The 21,830-nt window shown below is 67.3% G+C and carries 15 protein-coding genes and 3 pseudogenes; 8 read left to right on the top strand and 10 right to left on the bottom strand.

The window, feature by feature from the left end:
* Positions 1 to 10 precede the first annotated feature (10 nt).
* Positions 11 to 1,042, top strand: a complete 1,032-nt coding sequence (locus AC1Q7H_RS24370; protein ID WP_013953651.1) for a histone deacetylase family protein — start codon at positions 11 to 13, stop codon at positions 1,040 to 1,042.
* The gene (locus AC1Q7H_RS24365; RefSeq protein ID WP_153953352.1) at positions 1,039 to 2,280 is read left to right on the top strand and encodes a Zn-dependent hydrolase; all 1,242 of its coding nucleotides are present in this window, start codon (positions 1,039 to 1,041) and stop codon (positions 2,278 to 2,280) included. The genes AC1Q7H_RS24370 and AC1Q7H_RS24365 overlap by 4 nt, the downstream gene beginning before the upstream one ends.
* Before the next feature lie 39 nt (positions 2,281 to 2,319).
* Here AC1Q7H_RS24365 and AC1Q7H_RS24360 read toward each other — a convergent pair whose 3' ends face one another.
* Positions 2,320 to 2,517, bottom strand: coding sequence for a rubredoxin (locus AC1Q7H_RS24360; RefSeq protein ID WP_011617624.1), 198 nt, complete (start codon positions 2,515 to 2,517; stop codon positions 2,320 to 2,322).
* 523 nt (positions 2,518 to 3,040) lie between these two features.
* Here AC1Q7H_RS24360 and AC1Q7H_RS24355 point away from each other — a divergent pair.
* Complete coding sequence (locus AC1Q7H_RS24355) at positions 3,041 to 5,290, top strand: TonB-dependent receptor (protein ID WP_211982025.1); 2,250 nt, start codon at positions 3,041 to 3,043, stop codon at positions 5,288 to 5,290.
* Positions 5,291 to 5,340: 50 nt separating this feature from the next.
* Positions 5,341 to 6,027 carry a Fe2+-dependent dioxygenase gene (locus AC1Q7H_RS24350; RefSeq protein ID WP_153953350.1) on the top strand — a complete coding sequence of 229 codons (687 nt, stop codon included), beginning with the start codon at positions 5,341 to 5,343 and terminating at the stop codon, positions 6,025 to 6,027.
* 79 nt (positions 6,028 to 6,106) lie between these two features.
* On the opposite strand, the gene AC1Q7H_RS24345 is transcribed toward AC1Q7H_RS24350, so the two are convergent.
* On the bottom strand, positions 6,107 to 10,105 hold the full coding sequence (locus AC1Q7H_RS24345) for a DUF748 domain-containing protein (RefSeq protein WP_211982027.1): 3,999 nt from the start codon (positions 10,103 to 10,105) through the stop codon (positions 6,107 to 6,109).
* A 271-nt stretch (positions 10,106 to 10,376) separates the two neighbouring features.
* Between AC1Q7H_RS24345 and AC1Q7H_RS24340 the strand changes: the two genes are divergently transcribed.
* Positions 10,377 to 11,690: an MFS transporter gene (locus tag AC1Q7H_RS24340; protein WP_211982029.1), complete on the top strand. Its 1,314-nt coding sequence runs from the start codon at positions 10,377 to 10,379 to the stop codon at positions 11,688 to 11,690.
* Between the two features lie 82 nt (positions 11,691 to 11,772).
* Here AC1Q7H_RS24340 and AC1Q7H_RS24335 read toward each other — a convergent pair whose 3' ends face one another.
* A complete protein-coding gene (locus tag AC1Q7H_RS24335) occupies positions 11,773 to 12,861 on the bottom strand; it encodes an extracellular catalytic domain type 1 short-chain-length polyhydroxyalkanoate depolymerase (protein ID WP_211982032.1) in 1,089 nt (362 codons plus the stop codon).
* A 241-nt stretch (positions 12,862 to 13,102) separates the two neighbouring features.
* Between AC1Q7H_RS24335 and AC1Q7H_RS24330 the strand changes: the two genes are divergently transcribed.
* Positions 13,103 to 13,882, top strand: coding sequence for a Crp/Fnr family transcriptional regulator (locus AC1Q7H_RS24330; RefSeq protein WP_211982034.1), 780 nt, complete (start codon positions 13,103 to 13,105; stop codon positions 13,880 to 13,882).
* A 25-nt stretch (positions 13,883 to 13,907) separates the two neighbouring features.
* On the opposite strand, the gene AC1Q7H_RS24325 is transcribed toward AC1Q7H_RS24330, so the two are convergent.
* The 5 genes and pseudogenes from AC1Q7H_RS24325 to AC1Q7H_RS24305 all read right to left on the bottom strand — a co-directional run bounded on the left by AC1Q7H_RS24325 (position 13,908) and on the right by AC1Q7H_RS24305 (position 16,894).
* Positions 13,908 to 14,171, bottom strand: coding sequence for a DUF2950 family protein (locus AC1Q7H_RS24325; RefSeq protein WP_371827407.1), 264 nt, complete (start codon positions 14,169 to 14,171; stop codon positions 13,908 to 13,910).
* Positions 14,172 to 14,211: 40 nt separating this feature from the next.
* Positions 14,212 to 14,676: pseudogene (locus tag AC1Q7H_RS24320) on the bottom strand (DUF2950 family protein); the annotation flags it as partial.
* 100 nt (positions 14,677 to 14,776) lie between these two features.
* Positions 14,777 to 16,110 (bottom strand): annotated as a pseudogene (locus tag AC1Q7H_RS24315) (DUF3300 domain-containing protein).
* 49 nt (positions 16,111 to 16,159) lie between these two features.
* Positions 16,160 to 16,534, bottom strand: a complete 375-nt coding sequence (locus tag AC1Q7H_RS24310; protein ID WP_041228703.1) for a hypothetical protein — start codon at positions 16,532 to 16,534, stop codon at positions 16,160 to 16,162.
* Positions 16,535 to 16,603: 69 nt separating this feature from the next.
* Entirely contained in the window at positions 16,604 to 16,894 is a 291-nt protein-coding gene (locus tag AC1Q7H_RS24305; protein WP_013953661.1) for a transposase, read from the bottom strand.
* Between the two features lie 831 nt (positions 16,895 to 17,725).
* On the opposite strand from AC1Q7H_RS24305, the gene AC1Q7H_RS24300 reads away from it, so the two are divergent.
* Both AC1Q7H_RS24300 and AC1Q7H_RS24295 read left to right on the top strand, forming a co-directional pair.
* Positions 17,726 to 18,691 (top strand): LysR family transcriptional regulator, encoded by a 966-nt coding sequence (locus tag AC1Q7H_RS24300; protein WP_013953662.1) that lies wholly within the window; start codon positions 17,726 to 17,728, stop codon positions 18,689 to 18,691.
* Between the two features lie 400 nt (positions 18,692 to 19,091).
* A pseudogene (locus AC1Q7H_RS24295) lies at positions 19,092 to 19,753 on the top strand (response regulator).
* Between the two features lie 26 nt (positions 19,754 to 19,779).
* Here the strand turns inward: AC1Q7H_RS24295 and AC1Q7H_RS24290 are convergent.
* Together AC1Q7H_RS24290 and AC1Q7H_RS24285 are read right to left on the bottom strand one after the other, a co-directional pair.
* Entirely contained in the window at positions 19,780 to 20,241 is a 462-nt protein-coding gene (locus AC1Q7H_RS24290; RefSeq protein ID WP_013953664.1) for a MarR family winged helix-turn-helix transcriptional regulator, read from the bottom strand.
* A gap of 34 nt (positions 20,242 to 20,275) precedes the next feature.
* The gene (locus AC1Q7H_RS24285) at positions 20,276 to 21,802 is read right to left on the bottom strand and encodes an MFS transporter (RefSeq protein ID WP_153953379.1); all 1,527 of its coding nucleotides are present in this window, start codon (positions 21,800 to 21,802) and stop codon (positions 20,276 to 20,278) included.
* Between the last annotated feature and the right edge of the window lie 28 nt (positions 21,803 to 21,830).

Below are 21,830 nucleotides of genomic sequence, written 5' to 3'. Positions count from 1 at the left end.
TGCCAACCCCATGCTGACGTTTTTCCATCCCGAGCAATTGCTGCACCATCCGCAGAGTTACTACTCGCGCGGCAAGATGCGCTCGCCGCAGGAGCTGCCCGCGCGGGCACAGCGGCTGGTGCAGGCGGCAGAGGCGCTTGGCTTCGCGCTCCACGCCCCCGCTGACCACGGCCTCGCGCCGCTCGCCGCCGTGCACGACCAGCCTTACCTGCAGTTCCTGCAGGACGCCCATGCCAGCTGGCGCGAGCTGCCGGAGGACTGGGGCGACGAGGTCATGTCCAATATCTTCGTGCGCGAGCCCAACGCCCTGCGCGGCGTGCTGGCGCAGGCCGCGCGCTATCTCGCCGACGGCAGCTGCCCGGTGGGCCTGAACACCTGGCGCTCGGCCTACTGGTCGGCGCAGAGCGCGGTGGCCGGCGCCCTGGCGCTGCTGGACGGCGAACGCAGCGCCTACGCCTTGTGCCGGCCGCCGGGCCATCATGCCCGGCGCGACGCGGCGGGCGGCTTCTGCTACCTGAACAATGCCGCGATCGCCGCCCAGGCCCTGCGCGCGCGCTTTGGCCGCGTGGCCATCCTCGATACCGACATGCACCACGGCCAGGGCATCCAGGAGATCTTCTACGACCGGGCCGATGTGCTCTACGTGTCGATCCACGGCGACCCGACCAATTCCTATCCGGTGGTCGCGGGCTTCGACGATGAGCACGGCCGCGGCGCAGGCGCCGGCCACAACCTCAACCTGCCGATGCCGCACCGTTCGCCCGAGTCAGTCTTCTTCGACAAGCTGGACACGGCGCGCGGCGCCATCGAACGCTTCCAGGCAGACGCGCTGGTGCTGTCGCTTGGCTTCGACATCTACCGCGAGGATCCGCAGTCGCTGGTGGACGTGTCCACCGAAGGCTTCGGCCGCCTCGGCCGCGCCGTTGCCTCACTTGGCCTGCCCACGCTGATCGTGCAGGAAGGCGGCTACCACCTCGATTCGCTCGCCGCCAATGCAAAGGCCTTCTTCGGCGGCATCCAACAGTCAGGAACGGGCGCATGAACGCAATCACGATCAATGGCGAACGCCTGTGGCAAGCGCTGATGGACCTGGCGCAGGTCGGCGCCACGCCCAGGGGCGGCAATGCGCGCCTGGCCCTGACCGCGCTGGACGGGCAGGCGCGCGACCTCGTCACCGGCTGGATGCGAGAGGCCGGCCTGACCGTGCGCATCGACCGCGTGGGCAATATCTTCGGGCGCCGGGCGGGCTGCAACGACGCGCTTGCCCCGGTGACGACCGGCAGCCATATCGACACCCAGCCCACCGGCGGCAAGTTCGACGGATGCTATGGCGTCATGGCCGGACTGGAAGTCATGCGCACGCTCAATGACCACGGCGTGACCACCGAGGCGCCGCTGGAACTGGCGATCTGGACCAATGAGGAAGGCGCGCGCTTCGTGCCGGTGATGATGGGATCGGGCGTGTTCGCCGGCGTTTTCCCGGAGGCCACCGCGTTGGCGGCAGCGGACAACGCCGGCAAGTCCGTTGCCGGCGAACTCGCGGCGATCGGCTATGCGGGCACCGCCCCGGTCGGCCACAAGGTTGGCGCGTACTTCGAGGCGCATATCGAGCAAGGCCCGATCCTCGAGGCCGAGGACAAGGTCATCGGCGTGGTGACAGGGTCGCTTGGCCTGCGCTGGTATGACGTCACGGTGACTGGCATGGAGGCGCATGCCGGCCCCACCCCCATGCCGCTGCGCCGGGACGCCCTGCATGGCGCGTCGTTCCTGTTCCAGGAAGTGACGAAGATCGCGAATGACTTTGCCCCCGATGGGCGGGGGACGGTCGGGGTGGTCAATGTCCACCCGTCTTCACGCAACGTCATCCCGGGGCGAGTGCAGTTCAGCGTCGACCTTCGCCATCTCGATGGCGGCCAGCTTGACCGGATGGAAGCAAGGCTGCGCGCGGCGTGCGCGGCGCTGGCCAGCGGCAGCACGACAGGTGCCGCGCTGGCGGTGGAAGTCGAAGCGATCCAGCGCTTCGAGCCGACGCCCTTCGCGCCCGAGCTTGTGGCGCATGTCCGGCAGGCGGCCGCGGCGCGTGGCTACCGGCATTGGGACATCGTTACCGGCGCGGGCCACGACGCGGTCTACCTGGCCAGGGTGGCGCCGACGGCAATGATCTTCGTGCCGTGCAAGGACGGCATCAGCCACAACGAGATCGAGGACGCCAGGCCCGAGCATCTCGAGGCGGGCGCCAATGTGCTGCTTGCTGCCATGCTGGCGCAAGCCCAGGGCTGAGCCTGGAAGGATCAGCCGGACAGGGAAGTGCCTGCGGCGTTACAGCTCGATCATGGCGAATTCGGCCTTGCCGACGTCGCATTCCGGGCAGCGCCAGTCCTCGGGGATGTCTTCCCAGCGCGTGCCGGGGGCGATGCCGTCTTCCGGCCAACCCTGTTCTTCGTCGTAGACCCAGCCGCAGATCACGCACACCCAGGTCTTGTAGGCGACGGCGGCTTCCAGTTGATCCTGCTGCAAAACACACTCCTGAATCGGCTATGGAACGGATTGTCCGGGCCGAATCATACCGGTTTTCGCGGCCTTGATTGCTGCGCCGCCGCGCGGTGCGCCGCCGGCTAGTCAGCCCGAGAATTGTCCACGATCCGGAAATCCGCCCTGAGCGGGTGTTTCCCGAAGCCACCGCTTATTTTCTTCAGTCGTTATTTCCGGTTTGCGAGCAAATGTATGGTCGCTGTTTCGCGCCGGGATCGTTTTTGCGCCGCCGCAGGCTCTCTCAGCATACGGGACCTATTTAAAAATACCTAATAGCGCACTTAATATTGCCAATGTCTATTACTACATACATTGATCCAGAGTCTGAATTGTCTGTGTCGGCAACACAACGCGAATTGCAACAACAATCATTCGTATTTATATTTCGACTCGCCCAGAGGAAGACCCCATTTTGACCCCTTTCGCGCAACACCGGCCCAGGCATATTCGTGCGTGGCGGCGTAGGACGGCTGGGCCCCGACCGCAGGGGTAGACCAAGACCATAACCATGAATCGCCGCACCCGCATTGCCACCGCGCTGCTCGCGCTGTGCGCCACGCCCGCCGCCACTCTCGCCCAGCAAGCTCCCGCACCTTCAACCACCACCACGCAGATAAAGCCGGCCGCCACGCTGCCGGCAGTGGTGGTCAACGGCGAGGCCTCCCGCGGCGATTTCAACGCCGGCAAGGCGTCGCTGAGCAAGCTGCCGGCCGACCTGCGCGACGTGCCGCAGTCGGTCACCGTGGTGAACAAGGCGCTGATGGAATCGCAGGGCGTCAGCTCGCTGGCCGATGCGCTGCGCAACGTGCCGGGTATCACTATCGGCGGTGCCGAAGGCGGCCAGATCGGCAACAACATCAACCTGAACGGCTTCTCGGCGCGGACCGACATTTACCTGGACGGCTTCCGCGACCGCGGCCAGTACTATCGCGATACCTTCGCACTCGAGCAGGTCGAGGTGCTGATGGGGCCGTCGTCGATGCTGTTCGGCCGCGGCTCTACCGGCGGCGTGATCAACCAGGTCAGCAAGAAGCCGACGCTGAAGGCCGCCACCGAGGTGACCGGCTCGGTCACCACCAACGGCCTGGTGCGCGCCACCGCCGACTACAACACGCCCACGGGCGACACCTCGGCGTTCCGCATATCGGCCATGGCGCAGGACGGCAAGCCGAGCACGCGCGACGAGATGACGGTGCGGGACTTTGGCATCGCGCCGTCGTGGCGCACCGGCATCGGCACCTCGACCGAGATCACGCTGTCGGCGCTGCTGCAGCATAACCGCGACATGCCGGACTATGGCTTCTCGAACCTGAACGGCCATCCGACCAATGTCGACCGCAATACCTTCTACGGCTTCACCGACGACCGCACCATCCAGGACATCGCGTCGCTCAACGCCGGCATCACGCACAAGTTCTCGCCCAACCTGCGGCTGCGCAACCAGACGCAGTTCAACTACGTTGAGACCGATGCCCGGGAGACCGCGCCCAACTCGGTTGGCTCGGTCGGCGCCAGGGGCTTCACGCCGCTCACCACCAGCACGCTGCCGCTGGACCAGCTCTTTGTTCGCCTGCAGAGCCATGACCGCAAGATCCGTGACTACTCGATCTTCAACCAGACCGAACTGACCGCCAGCTTCGACACGGGCCCGGTCAAACACACGCTGCTGGTGGGGGCCGAAGTGGGCCACGACGGCTACAACAACCAGAACTACTATCGCAACGGCAGCTGCAACGGCGTGGCGCTGAACCCGGCCGCCACTGCGACCGCCGCGGCTGGCACCTCCGGTTTCGTGGCCTGCGAGCCGCTGGTCAATCCGGCCTACACCGCGTCGCCGGCCAGCGTGCCCACCAGCACCGGCAACCTGCAGGGCGGCTCGGCCAATACGCTGGCGGCCTACCTGAACGACTCGATCGAGTTCAGCAAGCAATGGAAGGCGGTGGCGGGCGTGCGCTACGACCGCTACATGGCCAGCATCACCAACTCGGTCAACTCGACCAACACCCTGGGCAACACCGCACTGGCCAATGCCGAGCAGACGGTCAACTTCACCAGCGTGCGCCTGGGCGGCATCTGGCAGCCTACCGAGGCGCAGTCCTACTACGTGTCGTACGGCACCTCGTTCAACCCATCGCTGGAGCAGCTGACCGGCACCGTGGGCCAGCAGAGCCTGGACCCCGAAAAGAACAAGTCCTATGAAGCGGGCGGCAAGTGGGACCTGCTTGGCGGCGACCTGTCGCTGACGTCGGCAATCTTCCAGATCACCAAGGACAACGCCCGCAGCCAGATCGACGCCACCACCTATGCGCTGAGCGGCAAGATCCGCGTCAACGGCTTCCGCGCGGGCGCCACCGGACGCATCACCAGCCGCTGGCAGGTGTTTGCCGGCTACACCTACCTGGATGCCGAGATCGTCAACGGCATTGCCGCCAACACCACCGGCAAGGTGCCGACCAACACGCCCAAGCACACCACCACCGCCTGGACCAGCTACGCCTTCCTGCCCAACTGGGAAATCGGCGGCGGTGCCTTCTATATGTCGGAACGCTTTGCCAACAATACCAACACCGTCCAGGTGGGCAGCTTCGTGCGCTGGGACGGCATGCTGGCCTACCACCAGCCGAAGTACGATGTGCGGCTGAATCTGTTCAATATCTTCGACAAGAAGTATTACGATGCGCTGATTCAGTCCGACGGCGGGCGGTCCGTACCCGGCACCGGCCGCACGGCGATGCTTTCGTTCACCTACCGGATGTAACCCGCGGCTGGCGGCCCCCTGGTGCCGCCGGTCGTGGCGCCAGGAGCCCCATGCTAGTCGTCATCCCCAAAGTTCTCAGCGCCGAACAGGTCGGCGCCCTGCGCCAGCGCCTGGAGCAGGCCGGCGAGGCCTGGGTGGACGGGCGCGTCACCGCCGGTTACTCGGGTGCGCCGGTCAAGTTCAACCAGCAGATCGACGAACGCTCGGAAGTGGCACGGGAGTGCCAGCAGCTGATCCTGTCGATGCTGGAGCGCAATCCGCTGTTTATCAGCGCGGCGCTACCCAACATCGTCTATCCGCCGATGTTCAACCGCTACAGCGAAGGAATGACCTTCGGCGCCCATGTGGACGGCAGCGTGCGCATCCATCCGTACGACGGGCGCAAGCTGCGCACCGACATCTCGGCCACCCTGTTCCTGTCGGAGCTGGACAGCTACGACGGTGGCGAGTTGCAGGTGCAGGACACCTACGGTGCCCATTCGGTCAGGCTGGAGGCCGGCGACATGGTCGTCTATCCCGCCACCAGCCTGCACCAGGTCACCCCGATCACGCGCGGCGTGCGGCTGGCCAGCTTCTTCTGGATCCAGAGCCTGGTGCGGGACGATGCCCGGCGTGCGATGCTGTTCGATATGGACAATGCGATCCAGACCTTGAACCAGACCGGCGCCGATGAGGGCGCCCGGAGGACGCTGGTGGGGTGCTATCACAATCTGCTGAGGCAGTGGGGCGAAACGTGAGATCGGGGCGCCTCGCGGTGTGATGGCATGACACGCCCGCCATGCGGCGGGCGGCCTTGCAAATCGTCTCCCCCGGCGTCTACCCGCGGATGGAGAAGTCCACGCGGTTGGGCGCGCCCTTGTCCTTGATGCCCTCGGCGCTGAGCTTGGGCGCGGTCAGGAACAGCCGGCTTTCCGGCACCTTGCCCTCGCGTTCAAGCGACTGCTTGACCACCAGTGCGCGTTGCTCGGCCAGGCGCTTCAGGTCGGCCTCGGTGACCGTGGAGTTGGCCATCAGCAACTTTTCCATTTCCTCGGGCGGCAGGGATTTAGTGAAGCCGACGAAATTGCGCGGCTTCTTCATGGAAGTGCGCTTGTAGACCTGCTCCAGGTACTTCGGGTATTCCTGTTTCGAGACCTTGATCTCGGCGCCCTGCTCGCCGGCTTCGTCGTTGCCGGCCTCGCCGCCCGCCTGTGCGCTGTCGCGCTGGTCGCGCCGCTTCTGCTCGGCCACGCGCGCATCCAGCCACGCGCGGCGCGCGCCGGCCTCGTCGGTGGCCGGGTCGATGCGGCCGCTGATTTCCAGCCGCAGCGACGGCCTGTCATTGAGCGCCTGGCCCAGCTTGGCGATCTTGTCCTTGGCCGCCGGCGTCAGCGTCGCGGTGCCGGGCGCGAACTCGACGTAGCCCAGTTCCTCGCCCCCGCCGCCGCCAAAGGCCGAGGCGATCAGCGAGAACGGCGACGTGATCGCCTTGGTCAGCAGGTTGACGATCACGCGCACGATCACGCCGCCGATGCTGAACTCCGGATCCGACAGCGAGCCCGACACCGGCAGGTTCACGTCGATCACGCCGTTGCGGTCCTTCAGCAGCGACACCGCCAGCAGCACCGGCAGCTTGGTCGCATCCGGGCTGTCGACGCGCTCGCCGAAGGTGAGCTGGTCCAGGAACAGGTGGTTGCTCGCATCGAGCTTGCCGTTCTCGATCTTGTAGGCCACGTCCACCGTCAGCTTGCCCTTGGTGATCGGGTAGCCGGCGTACTTGGCCGCATAGGGCGTGAGCCGGGTCAGTTCCACGCCCGAGGCCTTGGCGGCAATGTCCAGGAACAGCTGCTCACCCAGCGGATTGAGCTTGCCGCTGATATTGACCGGCGCATCGTCGTCGATGCGGCCATCCAGCACCAGGTCGGCCGGGGTGGGGTCGCCCGACGACACCTTGGACACCTTGCCCTTCATGCCGGTCAGGTTGGCCGAGTAGTTGGGCTTGACGAAGAAGTCCGAGAAATTGATGTTGCCCTTCTCGAGCGAGACCCCGCCGATGCGCACCTGCGGCTTGGGCCCGCCCGGCTTCTGCTCCACCTGGGCCGTGCGCGTATCGCCGACCTGCACCGGCGGCGTTGCCGGCGCCGATGCCGGGCTGGCCTGCGTCAGGCTGGTGGACGGCGCTGCCTCGCCCTTCGCGGCGCCGCCGGCCATCACGTCCTGCAGGTTCAGGCGGCCGTTGGCGTTCAGGATCACGCGGGCATAGAAGTCAGACAGCGCGACATTGCCCAGGCTCACGCGCATCGGCCCCTTGCTCTCGTCCATGGCAAAGTCGATGCCCGACACCGCCAGCGAGCGCCAGCGCAGGAAGTCGTCGCCGCTGATACGGTCGACCGTGCGCACGTTGCCGGATAGCACGTTGCCAGCGAATTGCGCCGCGATGGGCTTGCCTGTGGGCGCGTCGACATTGAGCTTGCCCTTGACCGTCAGCGTGCCGCTGCGCAGCGCGGCATTGAAGCGGTCGGCCAGGTAGGGCTGCAGCGGGCGCATTTCCACCTCGCGCAGGTCCAGTTGCAGGCGGCTGGCCGGGACGGTCGGCAGCACCGAACCGTCCACGCCGATCACGCCGCGCTGGCCTGACTCCGCATGCAGCCTGACCGGTACCGCCGCCGGCGTCAGCGGCCAGGCGATGGCGCCGGTGGCGAGCGCGATATTGCGGAACTCGTGGATCACCGGGCGGCCGCGGTTGGCCTCGGCTGGCTGGTAGTCCGCCAGGCGCGCGCTGCCGCCGTCAACAGTGACCTTGCCGATGTTGGCCTTCCAGCCGCCGGGGGCTGGCGCGCCGCTGGCGGTGGCTGCGGCCGGTGCGGCCTGGCGCGGCGTGGCGCGCGCCTGCTGTGCCGATTCCGTGGCCCACAGTCGCGCCATCTCGATCAGCTGGCCGTGGTAGTCGCGCGTGGCGGCGATCTGCGGCTGCGCCAGCGTGACCTGGCTGGTGGCGAAGGTCTGTTTGGCGAGGTCGAACTGGATATCTTCCAGCACCAGCTTTTCCGCACGCAGCAGCGGCAGGTTGGCGCCTTCGCGGTCGGCGGCGGCGCGCTCGCGTTCGCGGCGGCTGGCGCGGGGGCCAGCGTTGCCGTTGGCAGTGGCCCGCTCCTGCGCGTCAGCGCCGGCGCGGGCGGCCGCGGATACCGGCATCGTCACCGGCTCGCGCGTCGCGACATAGAGCGGCGCCAGCTCCAGCCGCGACTTTTCCAGCACGAACTGGAACTGCGGCGTGGCCCACGCCATGCGGTAGTGCAGCTCGGCATTGACCGCGGTCTCGCCGAACTGGCTGCGCAGCTCGCGCGGCCACCACGCGGCAAACCCTTGCGGGCGCAGGCCGGTGGTTTCCAGCGTGCCGGCCAGCGTGCCGTCGCGCAGCAACAGGTCGCCGGTGTGGTGCAGCGTCTGGCCGTCGGCCACGGTCAGCGTGGCGTCGATGCGGGCCGGCTTGTCCCCTTCCGTGCCGGCAAAACCCTTGACCTCGGCATCGAGCGGGCCGAGCGCAAGCTTGCCCTGGCCCGACGGCGCCAGCGCGTCCTCAAACCCCAGCCTGGCCTGCTTCACGACGATGCGGTCGACCGCATAGCGCCACGGCACGTCCTTGGCTGCCGTGGCCGGCGGCGCCGCGGGCGTTGCCTGGGCGCCTGACGCCGCGACGGGCGCGGATGCCGGTGTCGGTGCCGGCGCCACACCATCGGTGGACTTGCTGACCGCCTGCGGCAGGAACGCCGTGGCCAGGTTCAGCGAGCCATCCGCGCGCCGTGCGGCTTCCACGCCGAGCCCTTCAATCTCCACGCTGCGCAGCTGCGCGCGGTGGGCCAGCGGCTCGAGCTTGCCGATATCCACTGCCAGGCGGCCGCTCTTGACCAGCGGCTGGCCGGCGCGCGTGACGACCTCGGCATCGCGCAGCGCGGCCGTGCCCATCACCAGCATCTCCTGCGTGTCCTTCTGCTGGCGGAAGGCCACGGTCAGGCGCGTGTCGAGCTTGCCGGACTTGACCTCGGCATCGCGCAGCGGCGGCGCGAACGCCATCAGCCGCGCGACCTCCAGGCCGTCAAGGTTGACGTTGAGCCGGGTCTGGCGCGAATCGGCAAACGGCAGCACCTCGCCATCGAGCGCCAGCGGCGTGCCGTTGACCTGTGCGCTCAGCGTGGGCCGCGTCACGATCTCGACGTCATGCGGCAGGTTCGACAGGAACGGCAGGGTCAGCGTCAGGTTGTCGACGCGCAGGCTGGAACCGAGCTGCTTGTCGTCATAGCTGAAGCTGGTGCCGGTGACCGCGATGTTGTTGACCGAGAAGCGCGCGGGCTTGGCATCGGGCGGCTTGGGCGGCAGGGCCGCAAGCTTGTCCTGGACATCGGCAAAGCTCATGCGGCCGTCGGCGCCGCGCAGCACGTGCACGGCCAGCCGGTCGACATGCAGGTTGTCCACCACCGGCGCCAGGTGCCAGACCGAGGCCAGCGAAGTATTGGCCTCGGCCTCGCCCAGCGTCAGCGCGGGGGTCTTGCCGTCGCGCTCATAGATAGTGAGGTCCGTCAGCGTGGCCGCCAGCTCGAACGGGCGCACGTGGGCCTTGCCCAGCGTGACCTTGCGCCCCAGCGCCTCGGTCGCGTTCTTTTCAATCAGGTATTTGAGCAGCGGCGGGCCGCCAAAATACCCCGCCAGCCCGAACACCGCGAGCGCCGCGACCACGCCGCTGGCGACGCGCGTCGCCAGCCGGCCGCGTGGCGTGGCAGCCACTGCCTGGATGGATTGCTTGAAAGCCATGTCGTTCCAGAAGATCTGACCCCGCATTCCGATGCTGCACGATGGTTTGTGCCCCGGATTTCACATTTTTCGACATTATGGCAACGGTTTCGGACAAAGCAAAGAAATCAGAATTGCCCCCTCAACGCCGCATAGGCCGATCTGGTATCTTTACGTCCTTTGCGAAGCGTTTCGTCGCAAGCCTGCGGCTTACCCGCCACATCGTGCCTGCCTCCCCTGCGCTGTACCCACCGGCCACACCCATCACGTATTCCGTGCTGCGCGCTTCGCATGCGATCTCTTCCATGCGAGTCCATTCATGTCTACCACCAGCAGTACCGCCGTGGGTGTCGGCGGCGCGCCGCGAGCCAGCGCGCGCCCGCTGACCGGCCAGGATTACAAGACCCTTGCCCTTGCCGCGCTTGGCGGCGCCCTTGAGTTCTACGACTTCATCATCTTCGTTTTTTTCGCGACGGTCATCGGGCAGCTGTTCTTCCCGCCGTCGGTGCCGGACTGGCTGCGCCAGTTGCAGACCTTCGGCATTTTCGCGGCCGGCTACCTGGCCCGGCCGCTGGGCGGCATCATCATGGCGCACTTCGGCGACCTGCTCGGCCGCAAGAAGATGTTCACCCTGTCGATCCTGCTGATGTCGGTGCCCACGCTGCTGATGGGCCTGATGCCCACCTACCAGTCGATCGGCCTGGCCGCGCCGGTGCTGCTGCTGGTACTGCGCATTCTGCAAGGCGCGGCCGTCGGCGGCGAAGTGCCCGGCGCCTGGGTGTTCGTCTCGGAGCACGTGCCGGCGCGCCATGTCGGCTATGCCTGCGGCACGCTGACCGCGGGGCTGACTGCCGGCATCCTGCTGGGTTCGCTGGTCGCCACCGGCATCAACAGCGTCTTCACCCCGGCCGAACTGGCCGACCACGGCTGGCGCGTGCCGTTCCTGATCGGCGGCGTGTTCGGCATCGCCTCGATGTACCTGCGGCGCTGGCTGCATGAGACCCCGGTCTTCGCCGAACTGCAGCAGCGCAAGGCGCTGGCCGCGGAAATGCCGCTGAAGTCGGTGGTGCGCAACCACCGCGGCAGCGTCGCGGTGTCGATGCTGCTGACCTGGATGCTGTCGGCCGGCATCGTGGTGGTGATCCTGATGACGCCCACCTTCCTGCAGAAGCTGTACGGCTTTGACGCGCGCACGGCACTGGTCGCCAACAGCGTTGCCACGCTGTGCCTGACGGTCGGCTGCGTCGTCTCCGGCGCGCTGGCCGACCGCATCGGCGCGCGCCGCACGCTGTTCTTCGGCGGCCTGCTGCTGGCCATCTGCGCCTACGCGTTCTACACAACCATCTTCACCCGCCCCGACCTGCTGCTGCCGCTCTATGCGCTGGCCGGCTTCCTGGTCGGCACCATCGGCGCGGTGCCGTTCGTGCTGGTCAATGCATTCCCGGCGCAGGTGCGCTTCTCGGGCCTGTCATTCTCGTACAACGTGTCGTATGCGATCTTCGGCGGGCTGACGCCGATGGTCGTCACGCTGATGCTGAAGCAGGATCCGCTGGCGCCGGCCCACTACGTGGTCGCCCTGTGCGTGCTGGGCATGGTGACCGCGCTGTTCGTCAAGGACCGCTCGCGCGGGTGACGCTGCTGCTGCAATGAAAAAGGGAGGGCAGGCGCCCTCCCTTTTTTCATGCGCGCTTCTTGCGCATTGGTGCCGCCGGACTTCAGCGCCGGTGCTGGCTGAAGAACTGCCACATCATCGAGCTGGCATCCGGGCCGATATCGCTGTGGTAGCCATAGCTGGCGTCCCCACCGCTCCAGGCGTGGCCCAGGCCCTCCACTTCCACCAGCGTCACCAGGTCGCGGCGCCAGCGGCCGAAGCGGTATTCATGGGACCGGCCCGGCGCTTCGTCATCCGGGTTGGACCGCTCGGGCGTACCGGCGAGCCGGTCTTCCAGGCCGTTGTAGGCCAGGAACTGCCGCGCCAGCAGACGGCCGTTGACCGGATGCACGGCATCGTCGGCCAGGCCGTGGATCACCAGCGCGGGCATCTCGGGACCGCCCGGCGTCACGCCGGCGGCATCCAGCAGCCATGACGGCTCGGCGGCCGAGCCTTGCTGCATCGCCCGCAGGCCGGCGCGCGGGTTGTCGGCCGCGCCGATGACCACGCCGGAATGCAGGGCCGCGGCCGCCACCTTGCCCGGGTAGCGCAACGCCACCAGCGCGGCCATGGCCGCGCCGGCGGACATGCCGGCCAGGTAGATCTCGCGCTCGCGTACGTCGTGGCGCGCGGCCAGCGTATCGATCAGCGCGGCCACCGCCTGCGCCTCGCGTCCGCCCTCGGCGGCACCCAGGTCGAACCACTGCCAGCAGCGCTGCACCTGGCGCCGCAAGGGTTGTTGCGGGTAGGCCACGATAAATCCCTCGCGCTCGGCCAGCGCATTCATGCGGGTGCCGGCCGACAGGTCATCCGGCGTCTGGCGGCAGCCATGCAGCACTACCACCACCGGCAACGGGCCGCGATGGGCCTTGGACGGTATGTAGAGGTGATACGAGAGTTGCGGCACCAGTTCGCCGGGCAGCGGCGCCAGGCGCAGCCTGTGCGCCTGCCAGGTACCGGGCAGGGAATCCGGCGCGGGTGCCGGCCGGGCGGGCCGGACTTTGCCCGGCGGGCCAGCAGGGCGAGCCGGTGTGAGCGGATTCAGCGAATCCATGCGGCCCAGCCAGGACTTCACCTGGGCTTCTGTGCGGGCTTGCGCGCGGCTCAGTCGCCGGATCTGCGCATGCCAGTCAGCGGCGAGGCTTTTGGTCATGAGGACTCCTGGTCGTGTGACGGAATCTCCCCCCTATGCCTTTATTGTTGCGTTGCAGCATACCATAATCAGCCTTACGTCCACCGGCGTGCCCCCGTCGTTATGGCACAAACGCAACGCGCCTCGCCCCCGCGATGCGAAATTTCTAAATTAGCAATACGAAAGAATGCAGATCGCAGCGAGATGGCTTGCGTTGCCGGCGTCTTATACTTGGCCATCGCCACCGGAGGACAATGACACCATGCCGGACAGCGGCGCCCCAGCCTGCCTGCTCTGCCTCTTTCGCCACGTTTGCCATAGCGCGGGGGCGCAAGCTCCCCTGTCGCACGCACCGGTGGCGCTGCAGCCGCAGCGGGTGGAAGTGCGCACCGGCGAGCATGTTTTCCGCCAGGGGCGCCCTGCGCTGACGGTCTACCCCCTGCGCCATGGCAGCGCCAAGCAGGTCTATGAATCGCCGCTGGGCTGGCGGCAGGTAACGGGTTTTTCGCTGCCCGGCGATGTGCTGGGGCTTGAGCCGCATGAAGGCCCGCTCCACGGGACCGCCGCCATCGCGCTGCAGGACTCGGTGGTTTGTGCTGTATCGGTCGAGTCCCTGCGCGCGCTCATGCAGGCCGCCCCATTCCGTGAAACGGTGCTGGACGCGATGCGCCGCAATGCCGAGCGCGAACGCGTGCTGCTGGTGGCAGTGGGATCGATGAGGGCGCCGCAGCGCCTGGCCATGCTGCTGCTCGACCTGGCCGGCGAGCAGGCGCGCCGCGACGGCAACCGCGACGGCGCGCTGACGCTGGCCATGTCGCGCACCGACATCGCCAGCCTGCTCGGGCTGACCCTGGAAACGGTGTCGCGGCTGCTGTCGCGCTTTGCCTCGGTCGGGCTGATCTCGGTGCGCCAGCGGCACCTGCGCATCATCGACCGCGACGGGCTGGCCTCGGTCTATGCCGACCTGGATCCGGCCCCGCGCCAGGCGGCGGCCAGATCAGACGCCTACGGCGCGGAGTTCGGCGAACCTCGGCTGGCCTAGACGGCTGGCCGGGGCGCAAGAGGGCTCAGTGGTCCGCCACGAGCTGCCAGCCGGCCGGCGAAAAACTGCGGATAGTCCTGGCGCGCGATGCCGTGCTGGACCCGAGGTCGCGCTCATAGAACACGCGGTCGCTGCCGAGCATGAAGGTGTGCACGCCGGTATCGCCATAGCGGGCCGGCCATGCAATCAGGCCGTACTTGGCGTCGCTGCCCTTGGCCGGTGGCAGGATCCGGTAGTGGTAGCCGTAGAAGGCGTCTGCGGCTGCGTATCCGGGCCACGGCCAGCGCATCGGGACCGATCGGGCTGGCGTCCTGCTCGCTGGCCGCGGGCCAGTACAGGCCGTTGGTCTTGCCCGGCGCGCTGATCAGCTGGGTGGCGTAGCGCCCCTGCCCCACCTGCTCTGCGTAGCGCTGCTGGGCATCGGCCAGCTGCAGCAGCGTTTCCATCGTCACCAGTTCATTGCGCCCGAGCCGGCGGCGGCGCACTTCCTGCTGGCCGGCGCGCAGGTCGAACTGCCAGCCGTCCTTCTGCTTCGCCAGCGGCACGAGGAAGGTCCATCCGCTCTGCCCGACCTCGATCAGCGCGCGGCGCTCGCCATCGGGCTGTACGGCATGGTGGCGCGCCCAGGCGCCAAGGAATTCATAGACATCGTCCCGGTCGATGGCGCCCTGCGGCACCAGCGACTGGTATTGCTTGCCCAGCACGCGCTGCAGGGCGTCGCCGTCGCTGCGCGCGATGGCATCGCCCAGCGCCTCGGCGGCCGCGTCAGGACCCGGGAACACCTGCTGGGCCATCGCCGGCAGGCCCAGGGACAGGGCGACGGCCGCCACCAGCGTGCGCAGCGCGCGCTCCGGCTGCAGCAGAGAATGGGTTATCGGTCAGGCGCATCATGACTTACCGACCATGGCCGAAATGTTCACCGCCGCCGCCCAGTCCACCACCCTGGCGCCCGCCGCCGTTCTGGTGGAACCCGCCTGGGCGCGCATGCGGCGCTTCCCGCTGCGGCGTTGCCGCGTGCTGGGTCTGCTGGCGCACGCGGTCGCCGTTGCCGGCACCGCGCAGCGCGCTGTCCCGGTTGGCATTGCGGGCACGGTCGCGGGCCTGGGCCTGGTCTGCGCGCTGGCGGTCGGCACTTGCCGGCCGCGGATTCTGCACGCCACCGCCGGCCGCACCGGGCCGCGAGCGCTCTGCCGCCCCGCCCGCATGGCCCGCATGGCCCGGGATGGATTGTCCGGTACGGCCCTCGAAGGACTGCGCGGCGCGCTCACGCGCCTGGTCGCGCTGGGAAGGCTGGCGCTGCACCCCGCCGCCAGCAGGCCCCACGCGCTGGCCGGCTTGCGCACCCTGCTGGCGGCTGGCGAGGCCAGACTGGCGCTGCTGGTCATAGCGACCGCGCACCGCCGCATTGTTGTAGGGCACGTTGCCGCGGTTGGCGGGGTTGTGCTGCCAGTTCACGTTGGCACGATTGACGTCCAGGCGCTGGTTGACGTTGATGTTGTTGTAGCGGTTCACATTGATGTTGACGTCATGGCTATTCCAGTTGAACCCGCCCCACATCGCATCGACCGCCGCCACGCCAAGCCCGAAGCCGATGCCCGTTACCAGTGCCGTGGCAAACACGGAGCCGGGCGGCGGCGGGTAGTACGCCGGCGGATACGCGGGGTACGCCCAGGTGCCGTAGACCGTGGTCGGGTTGTAGGCCGGCACGTAGACCACTTGCGGATTGGCCGGCTCGATCTGCACGATCGTGGTGCCGCCGGTGGTCTGCGTCACGACCTTCTGCTGCTCGGTCGTCTTCAGCGTGCCCGCGTTCGCGCCTGCACCCGCAGCCGCTGCACCGAATCCATCACGTCGTTGGGCTGGGCCAGGAAAGCGTCGCCGACCGACTGCACCGACTGCGGCTGGCGGCCCATCATGTCGAGCACGGACGGAAACGCGGCCAGCGACTGCACGCTGGGGTCCCAGGCCTGGCTGGCGACTGCCTTGGTCGCAGCATCGCCAGACAGGCTGGGATTCGCCTTGGACCATTGCGCCGCAGCCGCGACATCGGCCGGAAAGGCGGCCGCCATCAGCACCTGCGACAGCAGCGCATCGGGATACAGCGCAATCGGCGCGGTCAGCTGGTCAAGCTGGGCATTGCTCAGTTTGGACTGCGCCATCGCTGGCCCGTGCGGCGCCATCAGCATCAGTGCCAGGCACCATGCGAAGAGGTGTTTGAAACAGTGCATGTAGGCTCTCCACAAGTACGCAGGTGACGGCCTGCTGCCGGGGGGCGCCTCAGCGGCGCTGCTGCGCGCACTCCTGGCGATACGCCTCTTCCAGGCGCTTGCGATCTGCCTGCCGTTCCAGTGTCGGATAGGTGCGCCCGTCGGCAGTGGCTACCGACGACTTGCCGGTGGACCACTGCGGCCCGCCGGGCAGCGCGTTGATCTGGTCCAGCAATGACTGGCAGTGCTGCCGCTGCGACGCGGACAGCGTGCCATCAGGTCCTTCCACCACGGCCGTGGCTTCGTCCAGCATCCGTGGCGGCGGCGGGGCCACCATCGGGGTGCCGGCGGCCGCGGCCGCCGATGCAGCACTGGCCGCCCACGCCGGGACAGCCACCATGGCGGCGCATGCCAGCACGCCCGCCTTGATCAGAAACTTCGTCAAACCAATACTCCAGAACCCTCCGCGGTATGTGGAACCGACACCGCGGCGCATTGCAGGAACCGTCCGCCGCTAGCGATCCTTGCCTGTGCCATTGCGGCGGCCGGTACGGTTGCGCATCAGCTCAAGCTTGAGCAGCGCATCCGCAAGCATACTCTTCAGCCGGGCATTCTCTTCCTGCAGCTCGCGCAACTTGCGGCCGTCACGTGCATCCCCCTGGCTGGGCTGGCCATAACGGGCACGCCATCCGTAGAACGAAGCATCGCTGAAACCATAGCGCGCGCACAGCTCGCGCACTGGCACGCCACTGGCCGCCTCGGCCAGGTAGCTGCGGATCTGCTCTTCCGAATACCGTCTGTTCACGAATCTCTCCGCATCACAACAGCGGGCCTCAAGCGGCGCCAGCCGCGCCGCCAACCGTGCCGACTCTGGCCCTACGTTAGCCCAGGGCCGCGCCAAAAGGCAATTCAGTGTCTTCGCTGCGCGAGTTAAGAAAATTATCTCTGCGCAAGCTGCTGCGTGCGCTGGCGCGCATTGCCAAATTTCGTTAAGCCAATTTGGAATCTAGTTAGACCATTGGCGCTGCGCATCGCGGAAACGGAAATGCCGGCCCCCATATCACATGAGCATGACGGCCTTCTGCACGGCGGTGGTCGTGCATGAATCGGCCCGCAACCCCGATTTCAAGCCATGTATTGATGTACGGACAAAGACGTGCTAAAGAAAATTAGAAGACTGCCCTCAATTCAAGTTTCTATGACTTTCGCTGAGCATGTATTAAGATTCCTCGGCACAACTAAATTTCGCACGCCTTCGCGCGGCGCCCTGGCGGCGCCGGCAGAAGAGCGGCCAGGCAGCCCGCACCACCCTGACGTTGTACGGTGCGCATTCCACGCTGCCAACATGTACCGGGCCTGAAGGATCGAGTCGTCACTGCGCCATTTGTCGACGCAAGTCGGACATTTAGGAGTCGTGCCATGCGTTTTCGCAGCATCCTGCCCGGGCCTTTGCCCGCCTGGTTTTCATCCGGACATGCCCGCATTGCTCGCCGTGCATGCCGTTTGCGCCTGTCCCAGTCAGGGACCGGATCATTGCCCTGACACCTGGCCGCTCTTGCGCCCCATGCGCAGTGCAGTACGCGTCGGACAAGCAAAAAAACAGCGAAAACAAAGTCGTGGATCGGGAGAAGTCGGAATGCGTCACGTCAGCACGAAGTTGTTGCATGTCTTTGTCCTCGTCATGGAATACCGGGACCTCAGCGCCGTTGCAGCCTGCACGCAGGGACGCGTGCCCACGGTGGCCTACAGCCTCGCGCGCTTGCGCGAAATCACCGGCGATCCGCTGTTCGTCAAGCGCAACGGGATGCTCGAACCCACTCCGCACGCCCTGCGCCTGGAGCAGACGGCGCGGCAGATCCTGGCCAAATGGAACCAACTGGTGCGCCCCGGCGAGCCTGGCCTGAGCAAGCGCCGTGACGACGGCAGGCGCGTCTCGATCGGCTTTTCATCGTCGATCGGCGACCCGGTCATCACCGAGATCCTGACGGCACTGTGCGAGCAGTTTCCGCAAGACAGCTTTGTCACGCGTCCGGTGATTGCCGACGCCGCGCTTGCCGGCCATCTCGGCAGCGGCGAACTGGACTGCGCCTTCGTCGTCGACAGCGGCCACGATCCCGAATGCGTGCGCCAGCACAACATCATGGCCACGCCGCGCCGGCTGGTCAGCGCCACGCGCGGCGGCAGCCATGACGAAGGCGAAAGCGAAAGCGACTGGATCCTGCTGCAGGAAGACTGCGAGGCCGGCAGCCCGCTGCGGACCTTCCTGAGCCGCCAGGCCAGCACCCCGGGGCATCGCGAGACCGTGGTCCCGTCATGGCATACCCAGATCACGCTGCTGCATTCGGCCGGGGGCATCTGCCCGGTGCTGGACTTCAACGTGCCGCTGGTCACGCGCGAGCGCTCGACGCGCCTGCTAGCACCGCCAAGCAGCTTCCCGGAATGGGCCGCACTGCATTTCTGGGCACCGGAGCGCAGCGGCGACAAGGGCGTGCTGCGCGACATCATGGACGTCGGCAGCGCCGTGCTGCGCGACCCGCTCAAGGCCATCGACGGCCGCCGCAACGGGCGCCCCGCAGCCCACGCGCAGCCCGCGCCGGCCTGACGCAACTCCCGCAGCACCGGCGTCCGGAAGGCGCTGGCAGCCGCATGGCGCCAGCGCCTTTTTCTTTGGCCTCGCAGCAGCGGCGGCGTCTTTATTGCAGTCTTGAGACATTTTTCCGAGCGCTGACCTTGCGCTACACTCGCGCGACTTTGGCCCGCTCAGGCCGATGCGCCATGGCGGCGCTTTGCGAATCCTCCTAGTTTCGCCAGGCCGCGCTGCCGATATCCTGCAATGGCATTGCAGCGGTCCGGCCGTCTCCCGTTTGGCCCGGTCCCGGGGCAATGCATGCAGTTGTCTGGCGTCGTATTGTTTGGCGTCGTTTTTGCGCCGCACGTCTCGCTGACGTGCGGCGTTTTCTTGATGTCGGCGCTGCCACGAACCAGAATCGAGCAGCAACCAGATGACATTGAGGATCCTGCTTGCCGACGACCACCCCCTGGTAAGCGCGGCCGTCGCGGACCGCTTGTATACCCAGACCGGGTGGGAGGTGTGCGGCAGCGTGACCAGCGCGACGGCCTTGCTGAACAGCGTGGAAAGCCTACGTCCCGATGTCGTGATCACCGACTACCACATGCCCGCACAGGGCGAGGGCAACAGCGACGGCCTGCGCCTGCTTGCCAGCCTGCGGCGGCGGCATCCGTCGCTGGCCGTGATCGTGCTGACCTCACCAATCCGCTGGTGCTGCGCTCCATCCTCGACACCCAGGTGCACGGCCTGTTGCTCAAGGACTCGCCGCTGTCAGAACTGGTGACTGTGGTTTGCCGTATCCAGCGGGGCTTCCACTACATCGGCAAATCCGCGCTGGAAGTCCTGTCGCAGGCCGATCCGGGCAACCCGGCCGCACCCGGCCAGGCCGGCGCGGAGCGCCTGTCCCGGCGTGAAATGGAAGTATTGCGGCTGTACCTGACCGGGCGGTCCGTGAGCGAGATCGCTGTCCTGCTCTGCCGCAGCGTCAAGACCATCAGCCGGCAGAAGAACTGCGCCATGCAGAAGCTCGGCGTCACCAACGACCGGGAACTGTTCGAATTTGCGGCGCTTAACGGCATGCTGCTGACTGCCTGAGCACCAGCGGCACGAGCGCAGCCGTATCAGGCGGCGTCGGCTGCCTGTGCCGCGTGGGCCTGCGCGTAGGCGATGCCGGCCTCCAGCCGCGCCAGGCCGCGCGACAGCTCGCGCATGGTCGACGGCGACACCTCGGCCAGCACATCCTCCAGGAAAGCTGAGCGCAGCGGCATGGCTTGCGCCACCACCTGCTGGCCGGTCCGTGACAGCGTGACGTGCGTCACGCGGTTGTCGCGTTCCGAGGTGCTGCGCTCCACCCAGCCAAGTTCCTGCATGGCCTTGAGCTGCCGCGTCAGCGCGCCGGGGTCCATGCCGACCAGGTCAGCCAGCGCCTTCTGGCCGATCGCGCCCTCCTGGTGATGCAGCGCATGCAGGATGCGCCAGCGGGGCAGCGGCAGCCCCAGGCGCTGCTCGAACGCGGCCGCGTAGGCGCGGTAGGTGCGGCCGAACTGCTGCAGTACGGCCACGCTTTGTCGCTCCAGTTCCATCCGTTTTCCTCAGGTTACGTTGCAGGCCGGCGCGTCAGTCGGCGGCCATGGCGGGCGCCGGCGCCCGGGTCAGCTTGATCGACGGTACCCGGCGGGCGCACCACACGCCCAGCGCGGCGGCCACCGCAGCGACCACCAGGCCGAGGTGGATGGCACTGACCAGCGACACGCGCGCCTGCTCCAGCAGCAGGGCGCCATTGTGCCCGGCTTGCTCAAGCTGGCCGAGCAACGCGACTTGCGACGCCTTGTCGATCAGCACCTGCGGGTCCGCCATGCGCGCCGTCCACTGTCCGGCATTGGCGGCGGCCAGCGCATGTTCCACACCTCCGGTATAGCTGCGCGTGACCAGCGTGCCCACGATCGCGGTGCCAACCATGCCACCCACCATGCGCAGCGATTGCAGCATGGCCGTGGCAATGCCAAGGTGTTCGCGCCCTGCTGTCTGCTGCGCGAACACCGTCAGGTTCGGCATGATGAAGCCGAGCCCGAACCCGCCGATCAGCATGATCGTCAGCAAGACGCCGTGCGGCATACTGCGCGTGGCCTGCGACAGGCCTAGGCAGGACACCGCCAGCATGCCAAAGCCGGCATAGAGCATGGTATTCGGGCGGCGAATGCGCGTGACGATGCGGCCGTTAAGAATGCTGCCCACGGTAATGCAGACCACCAGCGGCGTGATCAGGATGCCAGCCTCCTTCGGCGAATAGCCAAAGCCGCCCTGGAACAGCAGCGGCGCATAGAGCAGCAGCGCGAACATGGTGAAGCCCGTGAACACCGCCAGCTGAAACAATGGCGCCAGCCCCGGGTTGCGGAACATCTCCACCGGCAGGATCGGGTTGGCACAACGCTGCTCCCACTGCCACAGCGCCACCAGTGCCACCGCCGCCAGCACCAGCAAGCCGCCGGTATAGGCGTCGATCCCGCGCGCCGGCAGCAGTTCAACGCTCAGCTGCACGCACCCCAGCCCGCCTGCGATCAGCAAGGCACCGAGCCAGTCCACGCGGATCGGCCCGCTATGTGCCTGCTGGCGCAGGTGCGGCAGGTAGCGCCACGCAAACCACAGCCCCAGCACGCCCACCGGCAAGTTGACATAGAACACCGCGCGCCAGCCGTACCACTCCGTCAGCAGCCCACCCAGCGACGGCCCCACCGCATTGGCAATGCCGAATGCCGCGCTCATCATCACCTGCCAGCGCAGCCGCACATGCGTATCCGGAAACAGGTCGGCAATGCAGGCAAAGGCGGTGCCGACCAGCATGCCGCCGCCAATCCCCTGCAGGGCGCGCGCCAGCACCAGGAACGGCATGCTCGGCGCCATGCCGCACAGCGCCGAGGCCACCGAGAAGACCACGATCGATGCCAGCACGAACGGCTTGCGCCCGTAATAGTCCCCCAGCCGCCCGAACACCGGCACGGTGATCACCGATGTCAGCAGGTAGGCCGTGGCAACCCAGGCGTAGTACTCGAAGCCTTGCAGCTCGGCCACCACGGTCGGCAGCGCCGTACCGACCACGGTCTGGTCCAGCGCCACCAGCATCACCACAAAGGCCACGCCAAGCATGGCCAGCAGGGACTCGCGAAACGGCAGC

The organism is Cupriavidus sp. GW823-FHT06D04 (assembly GCF_058795055.1).
This window is presented reverse-complemented; position numbering and strand designations above follow the sequence as displayed.